The organism is Streptomyces sp. NPDC041108 (assembly GCF_055592645.1).
Genome location: NZ_JBVIYK010000002.1, coordinates 329,378 through 349,978, shown reverse-complemented (window position 1 = coordinate 349,978; position 20,601 = coordinate 329,378). Strand labels below are relative to the sequence as shown.

Sequence of the window (20,601 nt, the reverse complement as noted above, 5' to 3'; positions counted from 1 at the left end):
CTCCTCGACCCTAGAAAACGGGGACCACAGAAAGCTGGACGGATTCTTGACCCACCCACCACCCACCTGACCTGCAAAAACACGCCGACGGCTCGCGCACAGGCAACCGCACCGGCAGTTCCTTGCCGGAATTCAGAACACGCGGGCAACCTCAAGGAGTCACGGGCCCGCGCCCCCGATCCGTCTCATCAGCGACGCCCATCCCGGCAGGTCGATCTCGGCCAGGACCGTCTTGCCCGGCGGGTCGCGGTCGACGACCTCCCAGCGGTCGCAGAGCGCGTCGACGAGGGCCAGGCCGCGTCCGTTGTCCGCCAGCGGGCACGCCTGCCGTACGGCGCCGGGGGCGGGTGGCAGGCGTTCGGCTCGGGTGTCGGCGACCTCGATGCGGAGCGAACCCGTGGGCAGGGAGAGGCGCAGCTCGAAGTCCCGGCCCGGGACACGGCCGTGGGTCACCGCGTTCGCGGCCGGCTCGGCCACGACCGCCGCCGCCTGGTCGGAGGGGTCCGAGCCGTACCGGATGCCCCTGGCGGGCGGTTGCGCGGGAGGTGGTCCATGGTGGCCGACACGCCAGGTGCTGCCGCCAACTGCCGTTCCCCGCGCCCGGCTTCCACCGGCTGCCGCACAACCGGCAACGGGTTGCCGCCCGGGGAGCCGGCACCGCGACCCGGAACAGTGCGTTCTCGCAGGTCGGCAACTGTCGTCTCGAACCGGACGAGACGGTTCTGACGGTCCAGAAGCGATACAGGTTCCGGCTGGGCGCCTTCCCTAGGGTCGAGCCGTCGGAGCCGGACCGCCACGCCGTCGCACCGCCGACCGTCCTGGATGCCCCGTATCCGCACTCCACGTACGTGTTTCCCATCAGCGGGAGGTCTCTGTGCCGAAATCGCCGACAGGTCATGCGCCACCCACGAGTTGGGTGGAGAGATGGCTGAGGAGCGTCACCGCCCTGGCGGTGCTGATCACCGCGACGGTCACAGTGCTCGTGCTGCCGGCGCGGCCGGCGAGTGCCGCCGTGGGCAATCATCACGCGCTGACCTGGAACTCGAACGGCGCCAACTGGGACACGGTCCGCCGCATGTCCCGCAATTTCGACGTGATCGCCGTACAGGAGAGCGGTGCCCGCCCTCCGACGGCGAGGCGGACCGTTCGGGCCCCTTTCGAGTTCGGGCGGTGGCAGGTCCTGGAGTACACGTGGCCCAGGGCGTCGTGGGACCCCAGACCGCTCTACCTCTACCACCTGAAGATGCGCACCGTCCGCAACAGCCTGGCGATCGTGTCGGCGCAGAAGGCGACCGCCTTCTACGGGATGGCGCCGCAGCCGTGGAGCGGCCGGAGAAACCCGAACCCGAGTGCGCGACCGGCCTTCGGGATCCAACTGGCCGACGGCTCCGCCTGGTGGACCTGGCATGCCGGAGCCGGGGCTTCGGATAGCCAGAGCAACGACGCCCGGAACATGATCTGGCAGATCAACACCAGCATGAGGCGTATCGACTCGTGGGCGCTCCTCGCCGACTTCAACCGGGACATGCTCAACCCCAGGAGCGGGTTCCTGACACGCTCGGGCGACTGGGCCCTTCCCGACGACGTCGGTCTGATCCTCCCGGAGGACGACCGGGGCAACGAGCAGATCACGCGCCCGGCGAGCGGGAAGATGCTCGACTACATGGCCACCAACGTCCTGAACGGGGGGCTGCGGGCCCGGACGGTCGGCCACTTCTCCGACCATCTCGCGGTCCAGTTCGGAACCACCCTGGTCGGGGACGATCCCGCCCTGGCCGGGGAGGATCGCGCCCCGGTCGGGAAGGATCCCGCCCCGGCGCCCGGTGCCGCGGACTCCGCCATCGGGCAGATCTCCCGGCGCGACGCCCCCGGCACCTGTCTTCAGGCGGCTGTGAAGGAGGGCGGGGACATCGTCCCCGGCACCCCGGTGCGGCCCGCCACGTGCGATCCGCTCGCCGACACCCAGTACTGGTCGATGGGGGCGGACGGTTCCGTGTCCCTCGACGGCACGTGTCTGACCAACCTCAAGGGCGGCACCGACGACGGCAACCCGGTCGTCCTCGACACCTGCGACGGCGGTGACGACCAGATCTGGGTGGACCGCGCGCACGGTGAGATGTACAACCCGGCCACCGGCAAGTGCCTGGACGACAGGCCGTCGAGCGCCCCGGGCGGCGGGCTGACCCTGCGCACCTGCGCCGGCAAGGACACCCAGTCGTTCACGGTCGCCGGGGTGCACGGCCCCTCCCCCTCCCCGCCCGTCACCGGCGCGCTCGAACTGCCCGACGACGGCGCCGCCTGCCTCGACCACGGCCGCTCCGGTGAGGGCGCCGACATCCGGGCGTGGGCCTGTGCGCCCGGCAGCGCCGACCAGCGGTGGACGGTGACGGACGACACCGTCCGGGAAGGGACCGACGACAAGAACAGCCGGTGTCTGACCAACCTCAAGGGCGGCACCGACGACGGCAACCCCATCGTCCTCGACACCTGCGACGGCGGCCCGAGCCAGCAGTGGCAGTTCCGCGACGACGGCAGTGTCCACAATCCCGCCTCCGACAAGTGCCTCGCCAACGCCGCCCAGCCGGTGATCCGGACCTGCGACGGCGGTGTGCTCCAGAGCTGGGACCACGACGCGGACGACGGGGTGATCGAGCAGACCGAGATCCCGACGTGCGCCGACCACCGCCGGACCGGACACGGCGCCCCCGTGCAACGCGCGCTCTGCATCCCAGGCGACGCCGGCCAGCAGTGGACCCGTGCCGGCGACGGCACCCTCCGCGAGGGCACCGCAGGGAAGACCGGCCGGTGTCTGACCAACCTCAAGGACGGCACCGACGACGGCAATCCCCTCGTCCTCGACACCTGCGACGGCGGCCCGAGCCAGCAGTGGTGGCTCCGTGCCGACGGGTCGGTCCACAACCCGGCCACGGACAAGTGCGCCGGCACCGACGGCGGCCCCTCCGTGGGAGCCCCCTTCGTCCTGCTGCCCTGCACCCCGGACACCGGTAGCTGGTTCTCCATCAAGGGCACGCTCGACCTGCCGAGCGACAACCCCGGCTGTCTGGACCACGGCCTCGCCGGCGCGGGAGCCTCCCCCGCCACATGGGAGTGCCGGCCCGGCAGCGCCCGCCAGCAGTGGACCCCGATGAAGGACGGCACCCTCCGCGAGGGCACCGCCGACCACGACGCCAACCGGTGCCTGGACACCGAGAAGGGCGCCCCGGACCCCGGCACCCCCGTCGTTCTGAACCGCTGCGACAAGAGCCCCGGCCAGCAGTGGCGGCTCCAGAAGGACGGGACTGTCCTCAACCTCGCCTCCAAGGCGTGTCTCACCACTGGCGCGCGGCCGACGATCCAGGTCTGCGGCGATGATCCGGCGCTGAAGCCGCTGCAGAGGTGGTCGTACCTCGTCAACGAGGCCGTGCTCCAGCAGACAGCCGCCCCGACCTGCGTCGATCACGGGCAGTCCGGCGAGGCCGCCCCCGTACGGCGTCAGCTCTGTGCCTCCGGCGCCGCCGGCCAGCAGTGGACCCCGATGAAGGACGGCACCCTCCGCGAGGGCACCGCCGAGAAGACCAGCCGGTGCCTGGACACCGGGAAGGACGCCCCCGGCGACGGCGCCCCGGTGGTCCTCGACTCCTGTGACGACAGCCCGAGCCAGCAGTGGCAGCCCCGCGACGACGGCACCCTCTTCAACCCGGCGTCCGGCAGGTGCGCGGGCACCGACGGCGCCCTCGCCCCGGGCACGCCCTTCGTCCTGCTGCCCTGCGAGCCCGACGTGCAGTGGCTGCTGACCGGGCCCGAACCCGCCGAGCAGCCCGCCGACCCGTCCCACCAGGAGGTCCAGCAATGACCGACCAGCTCACCCCACCGACCACGGACAGCCCCCTCACCGCGCCGGACGACGGCGGGCAGCGCCCGGCTCCCCATGTCCTGCGCCGCCTTGAGCGCGGTCTGCGCGCCGATCTGTCCGCGCTGCGCGTCCACACCGGACCGGCCGCCGACCGGCTGGCCCATGGCCTGGGCGCCGACGCGTTCGCCTGCGGCGCGCATGTGTTCTTCCGGCGGGGCGCCTACCGTCCCGACACCCCGGCGGGCTTCCGGCTACTGGCCCACGAGGCCGCCCACGTCGTCCAGCAGGCCCTCGGACACGTCGTCCAGCAGGCCCTCGGCCGCGTCGGCGGCACCGGGCGCGGCCCCCGAACCGTCGGCGAGCCCGGCCCATGGACCGTCAGCGAGCCGGGCGACCCCGGGGAGCGGGAGGCAGACCGCTGGGCCGACGCCGTGGTGCGGGGGCGGGCCCGCGAAGGGGAACGGGTCGTCGTCCCGTCCGGCGGCTCCACGACGATCCAGCGCCATGTCTCCTTCGAGCACCGCATCCTCGGCGACGTCCCGACCAAGAATCTCTTCTCCATCTCCACCGGTGGGCCGGATCGCGACAAGATCCTCGCCGAACAGATCAAGCTGATGAACCTGTGGCGCTCCGATCCGAGGTCGGTGACGAAGCAGCAGCTCGACGCTCTGGGCGTCGAGAGCCTGCGCATCGGCCCGGGCGAGGGTCTGCTGGTCACCTACGGCGAGCTGAACGCGCTCCCCGACTATCTCGCCAACGCCGGCACGTTCAACACCGTGCCCACCGACACCCTCCTCGGCATCCTCCAGTGCATCCGCCAGGAGGGGTTCAACCAGCTCACCGGCATCAGGACGGGCAAGTTCCCGAACGACGAGTTCGCGGACGCCGCCGCCGCGCCGTGGAAGCTCAGTCTGGTCAACACCATCGTCGAGACGGTCTCCCTCGACCAGTGGACCCGTGGCCTGGGCTTCCTCGGCGAGGACCACTACCAGGGGCTCCTGGCCCGCAACGCCTGCCATTTCGCGCCGTTCTCCTGGTACCGCTGGCAGTCCTCGCACCTGGTCGCCCGTGATCTGGCCCAGCGCTCCTACCTGGCCAAGCAGGATCCCGAACTGGCCCGGCAGGCGCTGGTGCACAACGGCTACGCCGACCACTTCCTCCAGGACTCCTTCGCCGCCGGGCACCTGATCAACAAGACCCTGATCATGCAGTGGTTCCTGGAGTGGGCGGCCAAGCAGAGCCTGCTGCCCGTCGTGGACTGGGACTCCATCAAGAACATGACCGAGGACCAGCAGCCGGGTCTGGCCGGGTCCGCTCTCTACGACCCCAAGTACACCGGGCCGTCGAACGATCCGCAGACCTCGCAGGAGGCCGCCACACTCGTGCGGCGGGTGCTGGGCAGCGGCCTCGTCGCGGACAAGAAGATCGGTCTCAGCGCCACCTACCAGAACTTCCTGACCTTCCTCACCAGCGCCACCGCCCAGCTCGCTTCGGGCCAGCTCCACGACCACTACAACGAGGCGTCGGTGTACGTCAGTTCCGACCAGCATACGAAGCCCTACCTCGTCTGGGGCGACGACACCCTGCTGACCGGCAGGAACGGCGGTGAGGGGGTCAAGGCCACCAGTACGGCGACCCGGTTGTCGCAGCAGGCGCTGCACGACATCCTCACCACCGGTGAGACCGGTATCTCGGTCCGGGACATCCGCGGTCACTTCCCGACCCGGGCGGGCACGGACCCGGGCGACCTGTCGGATCTGAAGTCGTGGAACACCGGGCAGAAGGAATCCTGCCTGGACATGTTCAGCAAGTTCGCGCCGAAGCTCAAGGAGGTGATGGTCGGGCTGGCCACGCCCCGGCTCGGTGTCGCCTCCCGGGACCAGGATTTCACCACCGTCTGGAGCACCGGCCTGCCCAACAAGAGTCTGACCTACGCCCCGGTCCGGCTCGCCCTGTCCGGGGGACGGGTGTTCGCGGGCTCCTACGGTTACGTCTACGAACTCGGCGCGACCTCCGGGAAGGTCCTGCACAGTCTGCTGGTCACCAGCGAGGTGGGCGTCGGCGACTACACGACCGAGGTGGTCACGGACGGTACCAACCTCTACGCGGGCGTCCACGGCAACGTCTACATCGTCTCCCCCGACTCCTGGAAGGTGACGGGCACGGCGTCCATCGGCGGCTCCGCGTACTTCGGGAAGGTCGATGTCCTCGCCGCCGGTGGACGGCTCTTCGCCGGCGGAAACGGCTCCGTCTACGAACTCGACCCGAGGAACGGGAAGATCCTTCGCAGCCTGCTGGTCACCAGCCGGATCGGGGTCGGCGACTACACCACCAGGATCGCCACGGACGGCACCAGCCTCCACGTCGGCGTCCACGGCAGCGTCTACGTCGTCTCCCTCGCCTCGTGGAAGGTGACGGGCTCGGCGCCCGTCGGCGGGCGGACGTCCTTCGCGCCGGTCGAGGTCCATGTCGCCGACGGACAGTTCTTCGCCGGCTCCAACGGCTATGTGTACCGGCTCGACCCGAAGTCCGCGAAGATCCTCGACAGTCTGCTCCTCAGCGACCAGGTCGGCGTCGGCGACTACACGACCCGGATCACCACGGACGGCACCAGCCTCTACGCCGGTGTCCATGGCTATGTGTACCGAGTCGCCCTCGACGACTGGGGGAAGCCGCAGTGGAACGGGGGCGTCGGGGGCGTCGGCGCCTTCCATCCGGTGAGCGTGTGCCTCGCCGCGGACCGGGTGCTCGCAGGCTCCAACGGCTACGTCTACGAGTTCGACCCGAAGACCGGCAAGCTGCTCAACAGCCGGCTGCTGACGTCCGTGCTGCCGACGGGCGGCGACTACGACACCACCATCGCCTCCGACGGAACGACCCTGTACGCGGGTGTCCACGGCTACGCCTCCAAGGTGCTGGTGAACAACACCTCGGAGCTGGACGGCGTCCTCTTCCTGGACACCCAGGACCCAGGCGGCACCTGGCAGGGCTGGCAGCGGGACTTCGACGGCGCGCCGAAGGCAGGGTCCGTCGCCGCGCTGGTGGGCCCCGCCCGGTCGCTGGAGGTCTTCGCCATCTCGGCGGACGCCGGTCTGTACCACAACTCGATGGACGACAAGGGCCGGTGGCAGGGCTGGAAGCCGCAGTTCGACGGCGCCCCGGACGGCATCCAGTCCGTGACGGGCATCGTGGGCCCCGCCCGGAGCCTTGAGGTCTTCGCCGTCGGGGCGGACGGCGCCCTGCACCACAACGCCCTGAACGACAAGGGTGACTGGCAGGGCTGGGACGCGAAGGGCTTCGAGGCACCACCGCGTCCGGTGGGGTCGGTCGCGACGACCCGGATCGCCGACCGGGCGGCGGTCTGGGCGGTGGCGACCGACGGCACGCTGTACCTCGCCCACCAGGACGAGACGGGCCGCTGGTCGGAGTGGGCGACCCCCTTCGACGACGCGCCGCCCGGCATCCAGTTCGTCTCCGCGTTCGAGTCGGCCGACGGCACTCCCGAGATTCTCGCCGTCGGGGCGGACGGCATCCTGTACTACAACTACGCGGGCTCCGGTGGCAAGTGGTTCGGATGGCAGCCCGACTTCGACGGCGCGCCGCCCGGCATACAGTCCCTGATCGCGACCAAGGGCCCCTCGGCGGACCTTGAGGTCCTCGCCCTGACCTCGGACGGCTCCCTCCTGCGCAACACGTTGAGCGGTGCGCATCAGTGGGCGGGGTGGCAGCCGGACTTCGACAAGGCGCCGTCCGAGATCCAGTCCGTCGCCGCGATCCTGACCGCCTCTCAGGGCTTCCAGGTCTTCGCCGTGACCGCCGACGGCACGCTGCACCAGAACGTCGAGACCGACGGCGGCACGTGGCGGGGCTGGCAGGCCGACCTCGACCAGGCGCCCCCCGGTGTCCAGTCCGTCACCGCCGCCGGGGTCGCGCGCGGCCTCCAGGTCATCGCCGTAGCGCTGTGACGAGACCCGCGTGGAGACCGCGTGGAGACCCGCGTGACGAGATCCGCCAGCAGAACACGCCAACAGGAGGAGAACGACATGCAGAAGCCGGACGGCCGAGTGTCCCTGAGCCGCAGGGGCCTTCTCAGGAGGTCCGCCGTGGTCGGTGGCGCGGCGACGATCGCCCTGGGTACGGGCCTTGCCGCTGCCCCCGCCGCCGGGGCCCGCGAGAACGGCCCGGACAGCGGCCCGGAGAGCCGTGTGGGCACCGTCGTCTACGCGCTGCCCGACAACGAGAGCGGCTTCGTCCGGGGCGGGGAGGTGTTCCACACGGACTGGTCCGACGGCTCGCCCCGGCCACTCGCCGCGCACTTCCCCACGCTCCCGACGCGTTTCGCGCACGGCGTCGACGCCGCCTACGTTCTGCCCGGCGGCATCGTCGGGTTCGTCAATGACGGAGAGGTGCACCACACCGACTGGGCCAAGGGCCGTACCCGGCAGCTCAGGGGGGAGTTCCCCACCCTCCCGAAGAGTTTCACGCGGGGTGTCGACGCCGCCTACGTCCTGCCCAACGGCGCCCATGGGTTCGTCAAGGGCGGCGAGGTGCACCACACCGACTGGGCCGAGGGTGCCACCCGGCGGCTCACCGACCGTTTCCCCACGCTGCCGGGTCATTTCGCGAGCGGGCTGACCGGGGTCCACGTCCGCCCGAACTGGGTGTACACGTTCGTCCGGGGCGACGAGGTGCACCACACGGATCTCGGCAGGAAGGCCGTCCGGAAGCTCGGCGACGAGTTCCCCGAACTGCCGGAGTCCTGGCGGCCGTGAGTCCGGTCGGGGCGGCTAGCCGCGCCTCTTGCGCGGCCGACGCTCCGGCAGCCGTCTGATCAGCGAGGCCCAGCCGGGCAGATCGATCTCCACGAGGACCGTCTTGCCCGGCGGGTCGCGGTCGACGACCTCCCAGCGGTCGCAGAGCGCGTCGACGAGAACCAGACCGCGCCCGCCCTCGTCCAGGGGGCGGGCCGGCCGTACGGTGCCGGGGCGTGGCGGCAGGCGTTCGGCGCGGGTGTCGGTGACCTCGATGCGGAGCGAACCCGTGGGGAGGGAAAGGCGCAGTTCGAAGTCCCGGCCGGGGACGCGGCCGTGGGTCACGGCGTTGGCGGCCAGCTCGGCCACGACCGCCGTTGCCCGGTCGGAGGCGTCCGAGCCGTACCGGATGCCCCACGCATGCAGCTGGTTCAGGGCCAGGTGCCGGGCCAGGCGGGCGCCCAGCGGGGTCGGGCTGAAGCGCTGCGTGAACGTCGGTGCCGTCAGCGTGTGGCGCGCGGCGGGCGGTGCGGTCATGACGCCAATGTGGCCTGCGGGAAGCCCGGTTCGCCAGCTTCGTGCCGCGTACGCCGGGACAGCGTACGCGGTCACTCACTGGACGGTACTGGTGACTTACTGTGACCATGGTCCGGGAACGGTGTGGTTCGGCGGGCGGGTGCGCGGGAGGTGGACCATGGTGGCCGACAGCGGCGGCATGACGGCGACGGGACTGGGCGGCGGGGAGCCGGAGGCGTCCGACAGCCTGCGGACATTCGGGGCGATGGTCCAGGCGTTGCGCGAGCACGCGGGGCTGGGCCGGGAGGAGCTGGCCGACGCGGTCGGGTACTCCAAGCACATGGTGGCGTCGGTGGAGTTGGGGAGGAGGATGCCGGATGCGGCGTTCGTGGAGGGGGTGGACCGGGAGCTGGGGGACACGGGTGCGCTGATCCGGGCGGCTCAGCATCTGGGGCGACAGCCGGGGTTGGCGGCTTGGTTCAGGAAATGGGCCAAGTTGGAGGCGGGGGCGATCACTCTCTATACGTACGAGTGCCGCATGATCCCGGGCCTGTTGCAGACCGAGGCGTACCTGCGGGCCATGTCCGCCGACCAGCTGCCGCCCATGGACGACCAGCAGATCGAGGAGCGTTGGGCCGCTCGTGCCGAGCGACAGCAGCGCTTCGCGGAACGTGCGAACACTGCTTTCAGCTTCATCCTCGAAGAGCACCTGTTCCTTCGACGCACAGGAGGGGGCACAGTCACGCGAGGGCTCCTTGACCGGGTGCTGCAAGTCGCCGAGCTGCGCAATGTCGATATCCAGATCATGCCTCTGGTGCAGGAGTCGCACTCCGGGTTGCACGGGCCGATCCGGCTCTCGGAGAGCCCCGAGAACCGGTGGTTCGCCTACAACGAGGGACAGGAAAGCGGTCAGCTGATCTCCGACGCGAAAGTGGTCAGCGTCCTTAAGCAGCGGTATGTCAGGATGCGTTCGCAGGCTCTCACCATCCAAGACTCCGTGAGCCTGTTGCGGCGGATGCGAGGGGACCTATGAGTGCGACCCAACTGGTCTGGTTCAAGAGCAGCTACAGCAGTGCTTCCGGCGACGACTGCGTCGAAGTGGCCGTAGCCCTCCCCCACGCCATCCACGTCCGCGACTCCAAGACGAACACCGCGCCCGGCCCCCGGCTCACCCTCTCCCCCGCAGCCTGGGCCGACTTCGTCCCGTACGCGGCCGTCTCCCGGGGCTGACCCACGTCATGATCGGAACGGTGTTCCGGAGCGACGACGTGCCGAAGGAGCACCGGTTCGAGTACTGGGGCGAGTTGATGCACCGGGCGATCGCGCCCAGTCACATGAGCAGCCTGTTCGCCGACGACTTCTGGGCGGAACAGCGGCTGATGGAGCTGGGCCCTGTGCTGGTGTGGCCGACGTCGCACCTGCCGACGGAGTTCCGGCGTACCGAGAAGCAGGTGCGGCAGTCCGACCCGGAGATGTACCACCTGTCGCTGGTGCTCGGCGGTGACCTGGGGTTCGAGCATGTGGGGCGGGCCGAAGCGTACGGCCCGAGCGATCTGTGGCTGAGCGACACCTCACGGCCGTACGAGGTGCACCTGCCGACCGACCGGGGCCGCCAGGTGATCACGGGGGTGGGTGTGGACTTCCCCAAGGCGCTGGTGCCCCTGCCGCCCGCCCGCATCCAGCAGCTGCTGGGACGGCGGCTGTCGGGGCGGGAGGGGGTGGGCGCCCTGCTGACGGGGTTCCTCACCGGCCTGGAGCAGCAGGGCGACGTTCTCCAGCCGTCCGACGCGCCCCGCCTCGGCACCGTCCTGATCGACCTGCTGTCGGCGTGGTTCGCGCAGGTGCTGGAGGCGGAGGACGCGCTGCCGCCGGAGACCCGCCAGCGGGCTCTGACGACGCGCGTACGGGCGTTCATCCGCCAGAACCTGCACGACCCCGAGCTGGCACCGCCCGTGATAGCGGCCGCGCATCACATCTCGCTGAGCTATCTGCACCGGATCTTCCAGGAGGACACCCCCGGCGAGACGGTCGCGGCCTGGATCCGCGTCCAGCGCCTCGAAGGCGCCCGCCGCGACCTGGCGGACCCCAACCTCGCCTCCACGCCCGTCCACACCATCGCCACCCGCTGGGGAATGGTCCGCGCCTCCGACTTCACGCGGGCGTTCCGGAGCGCGTACGGGGTGTCGCCCATGGAGTACCGCGCGCGGGAGACGGAGTAAAAGTTGTTGACCTTGTGGATCGCCGCCGCCGTGGCCGGTGTCGCCCTGGCGGTGGTGCTCGCGTCCCTGTTCCCCAGTACGCGGAGGGGCAAGTGGGAGGCGGTCCTGATCGTCCTCGCCGTGGCTGCCTACGCGGCCCTGCGGGCTCTGCCCGAGGACGTGGACGGGGAGCCCCGCATGGCCCTGCTGGTGTTCATCGCCGTCGCGATCAACTTCGCGCTCATGCACGTCGCCTTCACCGGATGGTCCAAGCGGCAGAACGAGCTGATCCGTCTGGGCCGCCCCATCGAGAAGCTGAAAGCCAGGCACTACGCGGTCATGCTCCTCAGTTTCGCCGTGAGCATGGCCATCGTGATCCCCCTCCGCTGAGCCCCCGAACGAGCACCGCGGCACCCATCGGAACGGACGAGCCCCCGTCCGTCAGCGATTCAGGTCCATGACCCCGACCCCGAGCCCCTCATAAGGCTCGGGCTCCACCGTGGCGACCAACGCGCCCATGGGGATCAGGTGGTTCGGCCTCGCCGCATGAACAGCGGCCGAAACGCTGTGGGCAACGCCCCCACGACCCAGCTCCGCAATGGTCACGGCCATCGCATAGTCGTCTTCGACGAGATGGAGTACGTCGACCAGCAGACCCACGTGGTCGACGATTCCCTCGCTGTGGCGCTCGGCCTCCAGAAGACAGAAGACGGGCGCCCACAGGCGTACGTCGTCGCTCGCGGCCGCGGCATGGATGAGGCCGGAGACCTGCTTGTTGCCCCCCATGGCCAGGAGGGTCGGAGCGTCGAGGACGTAGTGCTCGATCTGGTTCATCCGGACGCCTCCGACTCCGGCCCCGACTCCGCGAGGGCGGCTCGGTGAGCGGCCGTGGCCTCCCGCATCTTGCGGCGCATCTCGGCGGACTCCTCGTCCGACACGTAGTGGCCGAAGCGGTCGGCGATCAGAGCGCGCGTGCGATCGGCACGTTCCTTGATCTGCTCGGGTGTCAGTGTCTGCGCAGCTATGTCCTGCATGAGGGCACGAAGGCTCATCCCCCGGGCCTCGGCCACGGCGGCGAGCTGGTCACGGACTTCGGCGGGCACGCGGATCATGACGTCGGACATGAGGCCAGTATACGCGACGTATACGCCCGTTCGGGCGGCGAGCCCGGCACCGACCACTCTGCCGGGCTCGCCGCCGGAGCTACGCCGCGTGCTCCACGAACCGCTGCGTCGTCTGCGCGAGCAGCGCACGCCCGTCGCCCGCCCACAGCTCGTCGTTGAACAGTTCGACCTCGATGGGGCCGGTGTAGCCCGCCGCCTCGACGTACGCCTTCCACTCGCGCATGTCGATCGTGCCGTCGCCGATCTGGCCCCGGCCCGTCAGGACACCCTGCGGCAACGGGGTGATCCAGTCGGCGAGTTGGAAGGTGTGGATACGGCCGGTCGCGCCCGCGCGGGCGATGGCCGCGGGGGCCGTGTCGTCCCACCAGATGTGGTAGGTGTCCACGGTCACGCCCACCTGCTCCGCCGGGAAGCGTTCCGCGATGTCCAGCGCCTGGGAGAGCGTCGACACCACGCAGCGGTCCGAGGCGAACATGGGGTGCAGCGGCTCGATGGCGAGCCGGACACCGTTCGCCGCCGCGTACGGGCCCAGTTCGGCCAACGCGTCGGCGATGCGCTCCCGCGCGCCGTGCAGGTCCTTCGAGCCCGCCGGGAGGCCGCCCGAGACCAGGACGAGGGTGTCCGTGCCCAGGGTCGCCGCCTCGTCGATCGCCTTGCGGTTGTCGGCCAGGGCCGCCGCTCGCTCGGCCGGGTCGATGGCCGTGAAGAAGCCGCCCCGGCACAGGGTGGTGACCGCAAGACCCGCGTCGCGGACCAGCTTGGCCGTGGCGTCCAGGCCGTGCTCCGCCACCGGCTCCCGCCACAGGCCGACGCCCGTGATGCCCAACTCCACGCAACCCGCGACGAGTTCGGGCATCGACAGCTGCTTGACCGTCATCTGGTTGATGGAGAAGCGCTCAAGTCCGTTACTGGTACTGGTGCTCACTGGGCCACTCCATACACCGCGAGCAGGTTCTTCATCCGGGCCTCGGCCAGCGCCGGGTCCGGGAACAGGCCCAGGCCGTCGGCGAGTTCGTAGGCACGCGCGAAGTGCGGGAGGGAGCGGGCCGACTGGAGGCCGCCGACCATCGTGAAGTGCTCCTGGTGACCGGCCAGCCAGGCCAGGAAGACGACACCCGTCTTGTAGAAGCGGGTGGGCGTCTGGAAGAGGTGGCGGGACAGCTCGACGGTCGGGTCCAGGAGGTCACGGAAGCCCTGCACGTCGCCCGTGTCCAGGACGCGGACCGCCTGCGCCGCCAGCGGGCCCAGCGGGTCGAAGATGCCGAGCAGCGCGTGGCTGAAGCCCTTCTCGTCGCCCGCGATCAGCTCGGGGTAGTTGAAGTCGTCGCCTGTGTAGCAGCGGACGCCCTGCGGGAGCCGGCGGCGGATGTCGATCTCGCGCTGGGCGTCCAGCAGGGAGACCTTGATGCCGTCGACCTTGTCGGGGTGGGCGGCGATCACGGCGAGGAAGGTCTCCGTGGCCGCGTCGAGGTCGGAGGAGCCCCAGTAGCCGTCCAACGCCGGGTCGAACATGGGGCCGAGCCAGTGCAGGACGACCGGCTCGGCGGCCTGGCGGAGCAGGTGGCCGTAGATCTCCAGGTAGTCCTCGGGGCTCGTCGCGGCGGCGGCCAGTGCGCGCGAGGCCATCAGGATCGCCTGGGCGCCCGACTCCTCGACGAGCGCCAGCTGCTCCTCGTACGCCTTGCGGATCTCCGGCAGGGAGGCGGGGCCCGTGAGCTGGTCGGTGCCCACACCGCAGGCGATCCGGCCGCCGACCGCCTTCGCCTCGGCCGCGCTGCGGCGGATCAGCTCCGCCGCGCCCGCCCAGTCCAGGCCCATGCCGCGCTGCGCGGTGTCCATCGCCTCGGCGACGCCCAGGCCGTGCGACCACAGGTGGCGGCGGAAGGCGAGGGTGGCGTCCCAGTCGACGGCGGCGGGCGAGTCAGGGGAGACGTCCGCGTACGGGTCGGCGACCACGTGCGCCGCCGAGAAGACCGTACGGGAGGTGAGGGGGGTGCCCGGGGACACCACCAGGGGTTCGGTGCGGGGGGCGTAGGCCCGCAACTTCCCTCCAGTACCGGGGAGTTGGATGATCCCGTTCGTCACAGCTGGATCTCCGGTACGTCGAGACGGACACCCTCGGCCGAGGACTTCAGGCCCAGTTCGGCGAGCTGGACGCCGCGGGCGCCGGCCAGCAGGTCCCAGTGGTAGGGCGCGTCGGCGTAGACGTGCTTGAAGAACAGCTCCCACTGCGCCTTGAAGCCGTTGTCGAACTCGGCGTTGTCCGGCACCTCCTGCCACTGGTCGCGGAAGGAGTAGGTGGCGGGGATGTCGGGGTTCCACACCGGCTTGGGGGTGGCCGAGCGGTGCTGGACCCGGCAGTTGCGCAGGCCGGCCACCGCCGAGCCCTCGGTGCCGTCGACCTGGAACTCGACCAGCTCGTCGCGGTTGACGCGGACGGCCCAGGAGGAGTTGATCTGGGCGATCGCGCCGCCGTCCAGCTCGAAGATCCCGTAGGCGGCGTCGTCGGCGGTGGCGTCGTAGGGCTTGTCCTGCTCGTCCCAGCGCTCGGGGATGTGCGTGGCGGTGAGGGCCTGGACGGACTTCACCCGGCCGAACAGCTCGTGCAGCACGTACTCCCAGTGCGGGAACATGTCGACGACGATGCCGCCGCCGTCCTCCGCGCGGTAGTTCCAGGAGGGGCGCTGGGCCTCCTGCCAGTCGCCCTCGAAGACCCAGTAGCCGAACTCGCCCCGGATGGAGAGGATGCGGCCGAAGAAGCCGCCGTCGATGAGGCGCTTGAGCTTCAGCAGGCCCGGCAGGAACAGCTTGTCCTGGACGACGCCGTGCTTGATGCCGGCGGCGTTCGCGAGGCGGGCCAGCTCCAGGGCGCCGTCGAGGCCGGTGGCGGTCGGCTTCTCGGTGTAGATGTGCTTGCCGGCGGCGATGGCCTTCTTGATCGCCCCCTCGCGGGCCGAGGTGACCTGGGCGTCGAAGTAGATCTCGACGGTCGGGTCGGCGAGCACGGCGTCGACGTCCGCGGAGACGTTCGCCGGGTCCAGGCCGTGCTGCTCGGCGAGCGCCCTCAGCGCGCCCTCGCGGCGGCCGACGAGAATGGGCTCCGGCCACAGGACGGTACCGTCGCCGAGGTCCAGGCCGCCCTGCTCGCGGATGGCGAGGATGGAGCGGACGAGGTGCTGGCGGTAGCCCATGCGTCCGGTCACGCCGTTCATGGCGATCCGTACGGTTCTGCGTGTCACGGCCGGTCCTTTCGTTGGTGTGCGTTCGTGTCTGCGTACGCGTCCGGCGCCGCGTACGCCCGACGAAAGGGTGAGCGTCACAGCAAGCGCTTTCTATCCAACAAGAAGCTAGCCTCTGAGCAGCGGTCTATACAAGACCGCGAGGGGGTCGAGTTGTTCGAGGGGGCGAACGGCGATCGCGGTCGTAAGGTTCCCCGACAGCCCGAACATCACGCGCACCGGAGGACGAGCAACGATGACTGTGACCCTGGCGGACGTGGCGGCCCGTGCGCAGGTGTCGCCCGCGACCGTCTCCCGGGTGCTGAACGGCAACTACCCGGTGGCCGCGACCACGCGCGAGCGGGTGCTGAAGGCCGTGGACGAGCTGGACTACGTCCTCAACGGCCCCGCCAGCGCGCTCGCCGCCGCCACCTCCGACCTGGTCGGCATCCTCGTGAACGACATCGCCGACCCCTTCTTCGGGATCATGGCCGCGGCCATCCAGTCCGAGATCGGCGGGCCCGGCGGGCGCGCGGGCGGGGAGCGGCTGGGCGTGGTGTGCAACACGGGCGGCTCCCCGGAGCGCGAACTGACGTACCTCACGCTCCTGCAGCGGCAGCGGGCCGCCGCCGTCGTGCTGACCGGTGGGGCCATCGAGGATCCGGCGCATCTGAGCGCCGTCGGCAACAAGCTGCGCAAGCTGATGGAGGCCGGGACGCGGGTGGTGCTGTGCGGACGGCCGCCCACGCCGGAGGCCATCGCGATCACCTTCGACAACCGGGGCGGCGGACAGCGGCTGACCGAGCATCTGATCGGACTGGGCCACCGGCGCCTCGGCTACATCGCCGGGCCGCAGGAGCGGACGACCACCCGGCACCGCCTGGAGGGCCACCGGGCGGCACTGGCGGCGGCCGGCATCGAAGACGACCCCCGGTGGACGGTGTACGGGCGCTACGACCGGCTCTCCGGCTACGAGGCGACGCTGGAGCTGCTGCGACGGGACCCCTCCTTGACCGCCGTGCTCGCCGCCAACGACACGGTGGCGCTCGGCGCGTGCGCGGCCCTGCGCGACTCGGGCCTGCGCATCCCGGACGACGTCTCCGTGGCCGGCTTCGACGACCTCCCGTTCAGCATCGACGCGGTGCCCGCGCTGACGACGGTACGGCTGCCGCTGTCGGAGGCGGGCGCCCGGGCCGGCCGCATCGCGATGGGCCGCGAGGAGCCGCCGCCGGGCGGAATCGCCACGGTGCGGGGGGAGTTGATGGTGCGGGGGTCGACCGGGGGGCCTCGGGAGACCTGAGGGGAAAAGGAAGGGCACGGAACGCATCCGCAGACGGACGCGGACCCCGCCCTCCTCGGCCGTGGACCGCCGAGGGCGACTGTGTGCGGTCCACGGTGGACGGGAGTGGCTTGTGCCGCCTGCGGCGCAAGGGCGGGGCTGGATGACGTCCGCGGCGGGCCGGGTCGGGCGCATGACGTCGGTGGGGACGAGAACGGGATCGGGCGCGTGACTCCGTGACGGACGGGGTGGGGCGTGTGACTCCGTGACGGACAGGATCGGCTGTGTGACGTCCGGGGCGTTCGGGGCCGGCTTCGTGAGGTCCGTGGCTCACAAGGCCGGCCGCGTGAGATGCATGGTGGGCGACAGGACAGCCGTGAGTGAACGTCCGTGGCGGACGGCGACCGGACGTGTGACGTCCGTGGCGTATGAGGCCGGAGCGCCCTGCGAGGGGGGTGGCCAGGAAATCTCGGCGTGGTCGGGTCGCCGACCGTGATCATTGCCGCTCGCCGGGCCCTGCCGTGCATGGTGTCACCTGGTGAAGCGGCGGCGAAGGCGGGAGGGCGGCCGCACCGACGCTCCTCGGCATGTCGAGCCAGACGGCGAGACACCCCACCGGCTCGACTGCACGAGGCAGTGCAAGCCGAGCCGGTGAACGCTGGTGTTCGAGCGCCTGTGATCAGTCGCGGCGGATCAGTTCCGGGTCGATGCGCCGTCCTACGAGCGGAAGTGTTCCGACGGCGGACAGCGCGGCCACGCCCGCTGCCGCGAGGGCGAGCACCGGGAGGCCGGCGAAGTCCCAGTAGATCTCGCTGCCTCCGGTGATCAGGTAGCAGGCCTCGGCCAGCTTGCCCGTGACGAGCGCCAGCGCGAGCCCGATACTCAGGGGGAGCGCGACCTGCACGCACTGCACGGCCCGCATCGTCCGCGCCCGCGCGCCGATCAGCGTGATGGCGGTGACCTGCGCGCGCCGCTCCACCGCCCGGTCGGTCGCCGACACGACGAAGGCCGCGGTTCCGATGACCAGGCCCATGATCATGCCGACGGCGAGCAGGGTTTCGAGGACGGCGATCTGCTGGAGGCCCTCGATGTTCACGCCGACCAGCTCGATCTCGGCGATCGGGGCGACGGCGGCGATCCCGTCGAGGACCTTGCGCACCTGGTCGGGTTCGGAGGAGCTGGTCAGAAAGTACTGCCCCGACTCGGGACGGGCCCTCGCAGGGAGGTCGGACGGCGGGACGAGTACGGTTGCGCCGCCGGCCACGGACGGGTCGAACGGGACGTACATGACCTTGTCGGCGGGGAGGGTGATGGGCAGGTTCTTCAGCCGGCCGCCTTCTCGCAGGCGGAAGTCGAAGGACACTCCGGGACGAATGCCCGGGTCGACGCCCGAGTGGGGGTTGACGAGCATCAAGGTCTTGCCGTCCACGCAGCCTTCCGAGTGCCGCACCATTTGTTCCAGTTGGGCGCAGGTGGCCACCAGGGCGGTGGCCACCGTCTGGACTTCGGAGCTGTCGTCCTCGGGGTCCACCCAGGAGTTCATCGTCAGGGCGTGGGCCAGTACTCCCGGTGCGTCGGTGAGCCTGCGCTGTTGCTCGGTGGTGATGGTGGACAGGGCGACGTTGTAGTCCTGCACGGGAGCGGACGGCCGGGTGACCTGTTCCAACTGGATGAGGACGCCCTGGGCCAGGGACGCGGAGAAGACGAGCAGAACGAGACCGGTGACGACCCGCATGGTGCTGCCCGGCTCGACCTCGTTGCGGCGCATCGCCAGGTTCAGGGTGAGCGACTGGGTGGTCCGCGCCAGACGGCGGGCGAGGGTGTAGGAGATCAGGGGAAGCGTCAGCACCAGCCCGAGGCCCGTCAACAGAATGCCGGCCGGCATCATCAACGCGTTCAGGCCGAGGCCGTTGGCGGGATGGTCCGTGAAGCCGGTGGCGCAGTAGCCGACGACGATACCGAGGCCGGTCACCAGCAGCAGGCCGCCCCACTTGGTGGGGCGCTTGGGCGCGGCTGTGCGGCGTACCGCCAGTGGATTGGCGGCGGCATCGCGTGCGCTGGCCCGGCCGACGAACCAGGCGAGCAACGGGGAGCCGATCAGGCAGACGGCGACGGTCGTCACGGACAACGCGCCGTCGGCCGGGTACCACCGCAGGCTAGGCAGCCCGGTCCGGGTCATCACCTGGTTGAGGACCCAGTACTCGCCGAGGCCGAGAACCGCGCCGAGCAGCGCCGCGACGACGGTTTCGGCGGCGTTGACCCGCTGGGTTCCCTTGGTGCTCAGGCCCAGCAGACGCAGGGAGGCGAGGCGGCGGTTCCGGCTGGCGGCGGAGAGCCGGGCGCAGACGGAGAGGAAGATGCCGAGAGGGAGCAGGACGAGCGATCCCAGGGCGAATCGTATGTACGTCAGGGTCGAGGGTTCGACGGCAGGGAAGGGGGCGTAACTGTATCCCCAGCCCTTCAGGGCACGGCCCTCGTCGGCGATCTTGTCGCGGGTGGTGCCGATGTAGGCGAACAGCTCGTCGGGGTGAGCGAGCCCTGCCGGGCCGATGAGGCCCTTCTCGTGCCCGGGCAGGAGCCCCCCGACCGCGGGGCGGTCACGCAGCAGTTCGTGCGCGCGGGGCGAGAGGAACACTTCGCCCGGGTCCGGAAGTCTTCTCAGCCCCGGCGGGACCGTGGCGGCATCCTTGGTCCCCTTGGCGATGAACACCCGGATGAACGATTTGGAGCCGTAGGGGTCGGCACGCTGAAGGACCAGCGTGGAGCCCGGGGGCTGTGCGGAAGCGGACCGTGGCTGCCGTGCGGCGGCCCTGCCGTCGTGTGCATCGAGGATCTGCGGAATGGTGAGAACGAGGGCGAGACAGCAGACACCGAGGGAGCCGCCGACCGCCATGAGGAAGAAACGTATGCGGTTGCCGCGGCCGGCGCCGAACAGCAGGCGCAGACCGAGCAGGAACTCCCTCACGCCGCCCCCCGTGGGGTGAGGATTCCGTCGGACATCGTGTAGTGGCTGTCGGCCTGCGCGGCGACGGCCGGATCATGGGTGACGAGGATGACGGCGGTGCCCTGCGAGCGCGCCAGGTCGAGGAACTCCTTCAACACGGTGGAGGCGTTGGCGCTGTCCAGGGACCCGGTCGGCTCGTCCGCGAACACGACGGTCGGACGGTGGACCAGTGCGCGGGCGACGGCGACGCGCTGGCTCTGTCCGCCGGACACCTGCGACGGCCGGCGCTCGCGCAGTTCGCCGAGACCCAGCCGGGTGAGGACCTCTCCGGCGGCCGCGAGCGCGGGCTTCTTGCGCTGCCCGGCCAGGCGCAGCGGCAGGGCGGTGTTCTCCTCGATGGTCAGCTCGGGGAGCAGTTCGCCGTATTGGAAGACGAAGCCGAAGCGTTCACGGCGCAGCGCACTGATCTCGTCGTCGGTGAGATCGTTCAGCGACTGCCCTTCGAACCGCACCTGCCCGCGCGCGGGAGGCAGCACTCCGGCGAGGCAGTACAGGAGCGAGGACTTGCCCGAACCGCTCTGGCCGGTGATGGCCACGACCTCGCCCCGGGAGATCGAGAGGTGCGCGTCACTGACAGCCAGTTGATCGCCGTAGCTGAGGTCGACACCTGTGGCCGAAAGGACTTCTGACGTACTGATGGCTTCCCCCAAAGAAGCGA

The 20,601-nt window shown here is 70.7% G+C and carries 16 protein-coding genes and 1 pseudogene; 8 read left to right on the top strand and 9 right to left on the bottom strand.

Translation table 11 applies throughout. The annotated features are described in order from the left end of the window. Window positions 1-159: 159 nt before the first annotated feature. A pseudogene (locus ACZ6BB_RS07505) lies at window positions 160-528 on the bottom strand (ATP-binding protein); the annotation flags it as partial. A gap of 388 nt (window positions 529-916) precedes the next feature. Here ACZ6BB_RS07505 and ACZ6BB_RS07500 point away from each other — a divergent pair. From ACZ6BB_RS07500 to ACZ6BB_RS07490, 3 genes are all read left to right on the top strand, one after another. Then, complete coding sequence (locus tag ACZ6BB_RS07500; RefSeq protein WP_471614367.1) at window positions 917-3,853, top strand: ricin-type beta-trefoil lectin domain protein; 2,937 nt, start codon at window positions 917-919, stop codon at window positions 3,851-3,853. Beyond that, the gene (locus tag ACZ6BB_RS07495; RefSeq protein WP_471614366.1) at window positions 3,850-7,818 is read left to right on the top strand and encodes an eCIS core domain-containing protein; all 3,969 of its coding nucleotides are present in this window, start codon (window positions 3,850-3,852) and stop codon (window positions 7,816-7,818) included. The genes ACZ6BB_RS07500 and ACZ6BB_RS07495 overlap by 4 nt, the downstream gene beginning before the upstream one ends. Window positions 7,819-7,896: 78 nt before the next feature. Beyond that, a complete protein-coding gene (locus tag ACZ6BB_RS07490) occupies window positions 7,897-8,625 on the top strand; it encodes a hypothetical protein (protein WP_471614365.1) in 729 nt (242 codons plus the stop codon). A 15-nt stretch (window positions 8,626-8,640) separates the two neighbouring features. Here the strand turns inward: ACZ6BB_RS07490 and ACZ6BB_RS07485 are convergent, their stop codons facing one another. Continuing rightward, window positions 8,641-9,141 carry an ATP-binding protein gene (locus ACZ6BB_RS07485; RefSeq protein WP_471614364.1) on the bottom strand — a complete coding sequence of 167 codons (501 nt, stop codon included), beginning with the start codon at window positions 9,139-9,141 and terminating at the stop codon, window positions 8,641-8,643. 157 nt (window positions 9,142-9,298) lie between these two features. Here ACZ6BB_RS07485 and ACZ6BB_RS07480 point away from each other — a divergent pair, with 157 nt between their 5' ends. The 4 genes from ACZ6BB_RS07480 to ACZ6BB_RS07465 are packed head-to-tail and all read left to right on the top strand — an operon-like array spanning window position 9,299 to window position 11,708. Next, a complete protein-coding gene (locus tag ACZ6BB_RS07480) occupies window positions 9,299-10,153 on the top strand; it encodes a helix-turn-helix domain-containing protein (protein WP_471614363.1) in 855 nt (284 codons plus the stop codon). Next, entirely contained in the window at window positions 10,150-10,350 is a 201-nt protein-coding gene (locus tag ACZ6BB_RS07475) for a DUF397 domain-containing protein (RefSeq protein ID WP_471614362.1), read from the top strand. Before ACZ6BB_RS07480 ends, ACZ6BB_RS07475 begins: the two co-directional genes overlap by 4 nt. Before the next feature lie 8 nt (window positions 10,351-10,358). Further along, window positions 10,359-11,339, top strand: a complete 981-nt coding sequence (locus tag ACZ6BB_RS07470) for a helix-turn-helix domain-containing protein (RefSeq protein WP_471614361.1) — start codon at window positions 10,359-10,361, stop codon at window positions 11,337-11,339. A 6-nt stretch (window positions 11,340-11,345) separates the two neighbouring features. Then, entirely contained in the window at window positions 11,346-11,708 is a 363-nt protein-coding gene (locus tag ACZ6BB_RS07465) for a hypothetical protein (RefSeq protein WP_471614360.1), read from the top strand. A gap of 51 nt (window positions 11,709-11,759) precedes the next feature. On the opposite strand, the gene ACZ6BB_RS07460 is transcribed toward ACZ6BB_RS07465, so the two are convergent. From ACZ6BB_RS07460 to ACZ6BB_RS07440, 5 genes are all read right to left on the bottom strand, one after another. Further along, complete coding sequence (locus ACZ6BB_RS07460; protein ID WP_471614359.1) at window positions 11,760-12,152, bottom strand: PIN domain-containing protein; 393 nt, start codon at window positions 12,150-12,152, stop codon at window positions 11,760-11,762. Continuing rightward, window positions 12,149-12,442: an Arc family DNA-binding protein gene (locus ACZ6BB_RS07455; protein WP_471614358.1), complete on the bottom strand. Its 294-nt coding sequence runs from the start codon at window positions 12,440-12,442 to the stop codon at window positions 12,149-12,151. Before ACZ6BB_RS07455 ends, ACZ6BB_RS07460 begins: the two co-directional genes overlap by 4 nt. A gap of 79 nt (window positions 12,443-12,521) precedes the next feature. Continuing rightward, window positions 12,522-13,319 carry a sugar phosphate isomerase/epimerase family protein gene (locus tag ACZ6BB_RS07450; protein ID WP_471614720.1) on the bottom strand — a complete coding sequence of 266 codons (798 nt, stop codon included), beginning with the start codon at window positions 13,317-13,319 and terminating at the stop codon, window positions 12,522-12,524. Window positions 13,320-13,363: 44 nt separating this feature from the next. Further along, window positions 13,364-14,527, bottom strand: coding sequence for a dihydrodipicolinate synthase family protein (locus tag ACZ6BB_RS07445; protein WP_471614357.1), 1,164 nt, complete (start codon window positions 14,525-14,527; stop codon window positions 13,364-13,366). Beyond that, window positions 14,524-15,681 carry a Gfo/Idh/MocA family protein gene (locus ACZ6BB_RS07440; RefSeq protein ID WP_471614356.1) on the bottom strand — a complete coding sequence of 386 codons (1,158 nt, stop codon included), beginning with the start codon at window positions 15,679-15,681 and terminating at the stop codon, window positions 14,524-14,526. Before ACZ6BB_RS07440 ends, ACZ6BB_RS07445 begins: the two co-directional genes overlap by 4 nt. 235 nt (window positions 15,682-15,916) lie before the next feature. Here ACZ6BB_RS07440 and ACZ6BB_RS07435 point away from each other — a divergent pair, with 235 nt between their 5' ends. Continuing rightward, a complete protein-coding gene (locus ACZ6BB_RS07435; protein ID WP_471614355.1) occupies window positions 15,917-16,960 on the top strand; it encodes a LacI family DNA-binding transcriptional regulator in 1,044 nt (347 codons plus the stop codon). A 658-nt stretch (window positions 16,961-17,618) separates the two neighbouring features. Here ACZ6BB_RS07435 and ACZ6BB_RS07430 read toward each other — a convergent pair. After that, a complete protein-coding gene (locus ACZ6BB_RS07430) occupies window positions 17,619-19,904 on the bottom strand; it encodes an ABC transporter permease (protein WP_471614354.1) in 2,286 nt (761 codons plus the stop codon). Continuing rightward, window positions 19,901-20,581, bottom strand: coding sequence for an ABC transporter ATP-binding protein (locus ACZ6BB_RS07425; RefSeq protein ID WP_471614719.1), 681 nt, complete (start codon window positions 20,579-20,581; stop codon window positions 19,901-19,903). Before ACZ6BB_RS07425 ends, ACZ6BB_RS07430 begins: the two co-directional genes overlap by 4 nt. Window positions 20,582-20,601 lie beyond the last annotated feature (20 nt).